This window comes from Streptomyces sp. NPDC059740 (genome assembly GCF_042733155.1).
Taxonomy (GTDB): domain Bacteria; phylum Actinomycetota; class Actinomycetes; order Streptomycetales; family Streptomycetaceae; genus Streptomyces.
The window spans coordinates 20,485-28,138 of record NZ_JBHWGP010000004.1; the positions used below are offsets into that span (position 1 = coordinate 20,485).

The following is a 7,654-nucleotide window of genomic DNA, read 5'->3' on the forward strand; positions in this document are numbered from 1 at the left end:
GATGAACCACACCGCACTCCAAGTGCTGCTCGCGGCGCTGATCGTCCTGCCTCTGCTCGGCGCCCTGCTGCCCGCCCCGCCCGGACTGCGCGGCAAGAGCCCCGAACAGGCGGTACTGCGCCACGGTGTGACCGTCACCGGTGTCGTCCTCGCCGTGGCCATCGCGCTGGCCTGCGGCTTCGACCACGGTCACGCGGCGCGCATGCAGGGTCAGACCGATATCGGCTGGATCCCCGCCCTCGGCATCCGTATCCACCTCGGCGTCGACGGCATCTCGCTCCCCCTCCTCGTCCTCACGGCGCTGCTGACGTTCCTGTGCGCCCTCTACAGCTACCTGCGCCCGCCGGGGGGCCCGTCCCCGAAGGCCTTCGTCGCGCTGCTGCTGCTCCTGGAGGCCGGCAGCCTGGCGACCTTCGCCGTCCTCGACCTGATGCTGTTCTTCCTGGCGTTCGAGACGGTTCTCATCCCGATGTACTTCCTCATCGCCCGCTGGGGTGGCGCGAACAGGGGACCGGCCGCCTGGAAGTTCATCCTCTACACACTGCTCGGTTCGGTCGTGATGCTGCTGGGCCTCCTCCTGATCGGCCTGCGGGCGGGCACGTTCGACATGGTGGCACTCGCCACTGACAACGGGCCGAACGCGCAGCTCAGCCACGGTGTCCAGCTCCTCGCCGTGCTCGCCGTCGGCATCGGACTCGCCGTCAAGTCGCCGCTGTGGCCGCTGCACGGCTGGCTGCCGGACGCCCACACCGCCGCCCCGACCGTCGGTTCGGTGCTGCTGGCCGGCGTGCTGCTGAAGATGGGCACCTACGGTTTCGTCCGCATCCTGCTGGCCGCCGCGCCCGAGGGCATGCACACCTTCGCCCCCTACCTGGCAGCCCTCGCCGTCGTCGGCATCATCTACGGCTCCCTGGCCTGCCTCTCCCTGGCCCGCCCGGGGGCGAAGGGCGACCTCAAGCGGCTCATCGCCTACAGCTCCGTCGGCCACATGGGCTTCGTCCTCCTCGGCATCGCGTCGATGACCCCCACCGGCGTCAACGGCGCGCTCTTCGCCAACATCGCCCACGGCCTCATCACCGGCCTGCTGTTCTTCCTCGTCGGCGCCCTGAAGGACCGGCACGGCACCGGCGACCTCGACCGGATCGCGGGCCGCTCCGGCGCCGCCCTCTACGGCCGCGCCCCCCGCCTCGGCGGCCTGCTCGCCTTCGGCGCCGTCGCCTCCCTCGGCCTCCCCGGCCTCGCCGGGTTCTGGGGCGAGATGCTGGCGATGTTCGGCGCGTTCCGCCCGGCCGCCGGCCTCAGCCGCCCCGCCTTCCTCGTCCTGATGGTGCTCGCGGGGATCGGCACCCTGCTGACCGCCGCCTACCTCCTGGTCGTCGTCCGCCGGGTCTGCATGGGCGCCCGTGAACAGGCCGAGACCGTCACCGTCGAACCGAGCCCCGCCGACGCCGCGACACCGGCCACCGCTGCCCCGGCGGCGCCCGCCCCGGCCGGCTCCGCCACGGCCACCGCCACCCCGGCGCCGACCCGCACCGCCGTCCCCGAGGCGGACCGGGCGCCGGGCGCGCTCCGGGACGTCACCGCCGCCGAGGCCGTGACCTGGACCCCGCTCGTCCTCCTGACCGTCCTGGCCGGACTCTGGCCCGCGGCCCTCCTCGGCCTCAGCGACCCGGCCGTGCAGCATCTCCTCGGAGGCGGCAGCTCATGACCCACCCGCAGTCCGTCGACTGGCTCGCCATCGCGCCCCCGACGCTCACCGCGCTCACCGCGCTGGCCGTCCTGGTCACCGACCTGTTCCTGCCCGAGCGCCGCAAGCCACTGCTCGGCGCGGTGACCCTCACCGGCCTCGCGCTGGCCCTCCTGTCCGAACTGCCCCTCCTGGACGGGGGACGCCGCACCTTCTGCCTCACCGCCCACCCCGGGGTCTGCGCGTACGCCGCCGACCACTTCGCGCTCGCCGTGCAGGTCCTCGTCCTCGGCGGCGCGCTGCTGACCGCGCTCCTGTCCATGCCCGCCCTGCGGGAGCAGCGCATGCCGGCGGGCGAGTACTGGTTCCTGCTGCTCTCCTCGGCCTGCGGCGCCGCCCTGCTGCCCGCCTCCCGCGACCTGGCGACGCTGGTCGTCGCCCTGGAGGTGGCCTCGCTGCCCGCCTTCGCGCTGGTGGGCCTGCGCCGCGAGGACCGGCGGTCCTCCGAGGCGGCGCTGAAGTTCTTCCTCTCCTCCGTCACCGCCACCGCCGTGATGCTGCTGGGCGTCAGCTTCGTCTACGCCACCACCGGCAGCCTCCATCTCACCGCGGTCGCCGACGCACTGACCCACACCGATCCCCGGCTCGCCACCCTCGCCAAGGCCGGGGTCGGCCTCACCCTGGTCGGCTTCGCCTTCAAGACCGCGGCTGTCCCCTTCCACTTCTGGGTGCCCGACACCTACGTGGGCGCACCGCTGCCCGTCGCCGCCTACCTCTCCGTGGTCGGCAAGGCCGTCGGCTTCTCCGGGCTCATCCTGGTGACGGTGAAGGCGTTCCCCGCCTACGCCGGAGTCTGGGGCCCCGTCCTCGCCGTCCTGGCCGCAGCGACCATGACGGCCGGGAACGTCGCGGCGCTGCGGCAGCGGCCCGACCGGGACCGCAGCGCGGTGCGGCTGCTCGCCTGGTCCTCGGTGTCCCAGGCCGGCTACCTGCTCGTCCCCGTCGCCGCCGCCGGATACGCGCACAGCGGCGCCCACGCCGTGGGCTCCACCGTGGCGTACGCGCTGATGTACGCGGCCGTCAACCTCGGCGCCTTCGCCGTCGCCGCCCTGCTCGCCCGGACCAGCCCGGGCAACCGCCTGGACGACTACCGGGGCCTGGTGGCCCGCCATCCGCTGGCCGCGGTTGCCCTCGGCTTCTTCCTGCTCTGCCTGGCCGGGCTGCCACCGGGCGTCATCGGCCTGTTCGCCAAGGTCACCGTCTTCTCCTCGGCGGTCGACGCGGGGCTGGGCTGGCTCGCCGTGGTCATGGCCGTCAACGTCGTGATCGGCCTCTACTACTACCTGAGGTGGACGGCCGCCCTCTTCCAGCGCCACCCCGAGGCAGCCGCCACCGACGAGTCCGGCACTGACGGCCCCGGCGCCCTCGCGGCCCCCGCCGGCCCTGCCGCCCCCACCCCGACCGGCGTCCCCCTCCCGCTGACGCTGGCCATCACCCTCGCCGCCCTGCTCGCGCTGGCCTTCTCCGGGGCCCCGCAGCTCGTCCTGCGGTTCGCCTCCGGAACGCTGCTCTGAGCCACCGCCGGTGAGCGCAGCGAGGTCCGCGCAGGTCGGTGCGGGGCGTGCCGGGTGGAACCGGAGGGACCGGTTCCACCACTCCCGGCCTGGGGAACCCGTGTCCGACGTCCGGCGTTGAAACTGGAGGAAGGGCCGGACGGCCACGGGTCACCACACCCGCCACGACCGGCCCGAAGACCGCAGACGCAGCGCCAGGGTTCCCCCGCGGCACGACTGGGAGGGCTTACCGTGCACCGCCGGCACAACGGGCTACGGACGGCCGTCCTCCTCGGAGGACTGTCCGCACTCATCATCGTCATCGGTTCGCTGTTCGGCCGTACCGGTCTGGTCGTCGCGGTGCTCGTCGCCCTCGCGACCAACGCCTACGCCTACTGGAACAGCGACAAGCTCGCCCTGCGGGCCATGCGCGCCCGGCCGGTGAGCGAGTTCGAGGCCCCCGAGCTCTACCGCATGGTGCGGGAGCTGTCCACGGCGGCCCGGGCGCCGATGCCCCGCCTCTACCTCTCCCCGACCCAGGCCCCCAACGCCTTCGCCACCGGCCGCAACCCCCGCAACGCCGCCGTGTGCTGCACCGACGGCATCCTGCAGCTGCTCACCCCCCGTGAGCTGCGCGGCGTCCTCGGTCACGAGCTCAGCCACGTCTACCACCGCGACATCCTCATCTCCTCGGTCGCCGGCGCACTCGCCTCCGTGGTGATGTTCCTGGTCAACTTCGCCTGGCTGATCCCGGTGGGACGCTCCGAGGACGACGAGGGGCCCGGCCTGGTGGGCATGCTCCTGGTGATGCTGCTGGGACCGCTGGCCGCCTCCCTCATCCAGCTGGCCGTCAGCCGCTCCCGCGAGTACCAGGCGGACGCCTCGGGAGCACAGCTCACCGGTGACCCCTTGGCTCTGGCCTCCGCACTGCGCAAACTGGAGACGGGGACCAGGCAGCTCCCGCTGCCCCCCGAACCGCGCATCGAGACGGCCAGCCACATGATGATCGCCAACCCGTTCCGAGCCGGCGACGGGATCTCCCGTTTCTTCTCCACCCACCCCCCCATGAGCGAGCGCATCGCCCGCCTGGAGGACATGGGAGGTCGACACCGATGAAAACCCTTCTCAACCTCGTCTGGCTCGTCCTCTCGGGTTTCTGGCTCTTCCTGGGCTACGTCCTCGCCGGTCTGGTGATGTGCGTGCTCATCGTCACCATCCCGTGGGGTCTGGCCGCGTTCCGTATCGGCGCCTACGCCCTGTGGCCGTTCGGCCGCACCACCGTCGACCGCCGTGACGCCGGAGCCGGCTCCCTGCTGGGCAACGCCATCTGGCTCGTCCTGGCCGGCTGGTGGCTCGCGCTGGGCCACATCCTCACCGGCATCGCCCTGTGCGTCACCGTCATCGGCATCCCGTTCGGGATCGCCAACTTCAAACTGGTCCCCGTCTCGCTGCTCCCGCTGGGCCGGGAGATCGTGCCGACCGACCGCCCCTTCGCCACTCGCTGACCCGTCTCGTTCAGGGCGGCCGGGGACCGCGCCGCACGGCCCGGGCGAGACCCGCAGCCGCAACACGCGAGACGCCGGGAGGCAGGCCCCACGGGGCCTGCCTCCCGGCGTCTCGCGTTCGCGCGCCCGGTCGGCCCGTGCCGCTCCCGCGCGGGAGCAGCCGGCCGGCTGGTCCTAGCGGTAGTTCACGAACTGCAGCGCGAAGTCCAGGTCCTTGCCCTTGAGCAGCTGCTGGACGGCCTGCAGGTCGTCGCGGCTCTTGGACGACACGCGCAGCTCGTCGCCCTGCACCTGCGCCTTCACGCCCTTGGGGCCCTCGTCGCGGATGATCTTCGCCACCTTCTTGGCGTTCTCCTGGGAGATGCCCTCCTGGAGGGAGGCGGAGATCCGGTACTCCTTGCCGGAGGCCTGCGGCTCCCCGGCCTCCAGCGCCTTCAGCGAGATGCCGCGCTTGACCAGCTTGGACTGGAAGATGTCCAGGACGGCCTTGACCCGCTCCTCGGCGTTGGCGCGCATCTCGATCTTCTCGCCGGACCACTCGATCGAGGCGCCGACGCCCTTGAAGTCGTAACGCTGGGAGATCTCCTTGGCGGCCTGGTTGAGGGCGTTGTCGACCTCCTGCCGCTCGACCTTCGAGACGATGTCGAAACTGGAGTCGGCCATCGTGAGTTGGCTCCTCGTTCGTAGATCCATCAGGAACGCGGCCCGTCACGAGCCGCCGGCACGCCCCGCCCGGGGGCGCCCTGACCCGCACCGGGTCCCCCGTAAGCCTAGTCACCCGGCCCGGCACGGTCCGCGAGGACCGCACACCACCACGGGACGCACGACCGGTCACCACGAGCGGACACCCGTCAAGCCGTAACCGGGTGGCGAAGCACCCCTCACCATCGGGTATGGTTTACACCGTTGCCAGGGAGCAGCCGCCGCGGCGGAGCTACCGGCAGCAATCCCAGGCGGTGTGCCCGAGCGGCCAAAGGGAGCAGACTGTAAATCTGCCGGCTCAGCCTTCCCAGGTTCGAATCCTGGCGCCGCCACAGGAGAACAAAGAGGCCCGTGACCTGCTTTCGCAGCAGGTCACGGGCCTCTTTGCTGTGTCGGCGGCGAGCGGCGTCCCGTCTCGCGCTGTCTCGCTACGGACCGTCCCCTCTCGCTCTCTGTGGACGGGGCGTGGACGGGATTCCGGGGCCCTACTCGCCCCGCTTGAGTCGCGCCGAGATCTTCGCGTTGGCCGCCTCGTCGCCGCCCGCGAGGAACTTCGCGTACACCCGGAACAGCACGGCGACGCTGTGGCCGGCGCGCTCTGCGACGAGCTGCGGTTCGACGCCGGAGCTGAGCCAGGTGGACACGGCTGCGTGGCGCAGGTCGTACGGGCGCTTAGCCAGGACGGACGTGCGCTCGGCGGCCGTCAGAGCGCGCGACCGGGCCTCTGCCCAGACCTCGCCGTAGCCGGTGTCCTGCACCAGACCGCCCCGGGCGGTCTGGAAGACGCGGCCGTCCGCGGCGGTGCCGTACGCGGTGAGGTGCCACCGGAGCAGGGCGACCAGCTCTGGCGGGATCGGGACCGTCCTGGTGGCTTTCCGCGGCCGGTGCTTCAGGCCGCGCTTCTCGTGCGCCTCACCGCTGTCCGTCCACGCCGTACCTGAGCGGGGCCGCGTCTCCCGGAGCGTGAGAGAGCCCCACCCACGCCGGGGGAGGTGGCAATCCGTACGGCGTAGCCCGATGGCTTCAGCCGGTCGGGTGGCGGCGTAGTACATGCACCCGAAGAAGGCGACGAGCCGACGGCCCCGGGGGCTCTGCTCTCGCACGGCGGCGAGGAGCTTCGCCGCCTGCGTCGGGTTGGGCACGCACGCCGGGTCTACCTCTTCGGCCACCTGCTCCGGGGCTTTCCACTTGATGCGGTCGAGTGGGTTGTCGTGGAGCAGGTCCGCCTCCACCGCGTACTCAACCGAGTTGTAGAAGATCGCTCGCTTCCGGCTGATGGTCCCCGCGGCGGCGGTCTCACCGTCCAGGCGTTTGGCGAGCGCGTTGAGGGCGGCGCGGATGCGGATGCGCTCGGAGAGGGCCGAGGTCGCGAGCGACTTCCGTTCCACCCACGCGAGCGTCTTAGCCACCTCCGGGGGCGGCTCCTCGTTCCATCGGTTCTTGTTGAAGCCCCAGCTGTAGAGCGCACGGCGGAGTTCCCGGGCGTCCGGCATGCCCGCGGTGTCCTTTACGAACGTCGGGGTGACGCTCGCCATGGCTTCCGCCAGTGTCCGCCGGGTGTTGCCGGGGGAGGCGTCCCACTTCATGGCGATGTAGTTGCGGGCGTGCTCGTACCAGGTGATGTCGCGCTGCTTCTCCACCAAGGACTTCGGGAGGCCGCTCTCGACGTCGAACGGCTCGCCCTTGCTGGCGGCGAGAAGGAGTTGGGCCCGGCGAGCTTCCGCCAGGCCCAACGTCAGGAAGGATTCGGAGTGCGGCCGGATGCCCACCTTCCAGCGGAGCTGGTACGGCTTCCGGTATTCGCGCTTCCTGATCTTCCAGACCTTGACCGTGTAGCTCCACTCCGTCACGCGGCCTCCAGTTCGTCCTTGAAGGCTTCCAGAGCACTCCGGCGCACGCAGATGCGGCCGGACGGGGTGCGCCGCGCCTCGGGGCCGTAGCCGCGGTTCCGCCAGCGATACCAGGTGGCGCGGCTGATGCCGATCTCTTCGAGTACGTCGGTCAGAGGCAGGAGTTCATCCTTCGGTCGGCGGGCGTGCCGGGTGGGCGTGCTCATGCGGTCTCCCTCATGGCAGGGCTGACGAAGTTGGAGTGACATTGCTCTGAGTCGTGGGGGGGGGGGGGGGGGGGGGGGCGGGGGGGTGGGGTGGGTTGGGGGGGTGTGAGGATCAGATTGTGTTTTGGATAATATGTTTTGTGGGTTGAGT

7 protein-coding genes and 1 tRNA gene are annotated in these 7,654 nt (G+C 71.5%); 5 read left to right on the top strand and 3 right to left on the bottom strand.

The features are described from left to right. The first annotated feature begins 1 nt into the window (after position 1). The 4 genes from ACFV3R_RS06545 (at position 2) to ACFV3R_RS06560 (ending at position 4,745) form a co-directional block, all read left to right on the top strand. Positions 2-1,708 (top strand): NuoM family protein, encoded by a 1,707-nt coding sequence (locus ACFV3R_RS06545; RefSeq protein WP_385576538.1) that lies wholly within the window; start codon positions 2-4, stop codon positions 1,706-1,708. Continuing rightward, positions 1,705-3,261, top strand: a complete 1,557-nt coding sequence (locus ACFV3R_RS06550; RefSeq protein ID WP_385576540.1) for an NADH-quinone oxidoreductase subunit N — start codon at positions 1,705-1,707, stop codon at positions 3,259-3,261. The genes ACFV3R_RS06545 and ACFV3R_RS06550 overlap by 4 nt, the downstream gene beginning before the upstream one ends. Before the next feature lie 231 nt (positions 3,262-3,492). Next, positions 3,493-4,356, top strand: a complete 864-nt coding sequence (gene htpX, locus ACFV3R_RS06555) for a zinc metalloprotease HtpX (protein ID WP_385576543.1) — start codon at positions 3,493-3,495, stop codon at positions 4,354-4,356. Next, positions 4,353-4,745 carry a YccF domain-containing protein gene (locus ACFV3R_RS06560; protein WP_385576545.1) on the top strand — a complete coding sequence of 131 codons (393 nt, stop codon included), beginning with the start codon at positions 4,353-4,355 and terminating at the stop codon, positions 4,743-4,745. The genes htpX and ACFV3R_RS06560 overlap by 4 nt, the downstream gene beginning before the upstream one ends. A 174-nt stretch (positions 4,746-4,919) precedes the next feature. Here the strand turns inward: ACFV3R_RS06560 and ACFV3R_RS06565 are convergent, their stop codons facing one another. Further along, positions 4,920-5,408, bottom strand: a complete 489-nt coding sequence (locus ACFV3R_RS06565; RefSeq protein ID WP_385576548.1) for a YajQ family cyclic di-GMP-binding protein — start codon at positions 5,406-5,408, stop codon at positions 4,920-4,922. Between the two features lie 289 nt (positions 5,409-5,697). On the opposite strand from ACFV3R_RS06565, the gene ACFV3R_RS06570 reads away from it, so the two are divergent. Continuing rightward, positions 5,698-5,779, top strand: a tRNA-Tyr gene (locus ACFV3R_RS06570). Positions 5,780-5,932: 153 nt separating this feature from the next. On the opposite strand, the gene ACFV3R_RS06575 is transcribed toward ACFV3R_RS06570, so the two are convergent. After that, entirely contained in the window at positions 5,933-7,297 is a 1,365-nt protein-coding gene (locus ACFV3R_RS06575; protein WP_385576550.1) for a tyrosine-type recombinase/integrase, read from the bottom strand. Further along, the gene (locus ACFV3R_RS06580; RefSeq protein WP_385576553.1) at positions 7,294-7,503 is read right to left on the bottom strand and encodes a helix-turn-helix transcriptional regulator; all 210 of its coding nucleotides are present in this window, start codon (positions 7,501-7,503) and stop codon (positions 7,294-7,296) included. The genes ACFV3R_RS06575 and ACFV3R_RS06580 overlap by 4 nt, the downstream gene beginning before the upstream one ends. Positions 7,504-7,654 lie beyond the last annotated feature (151 nt).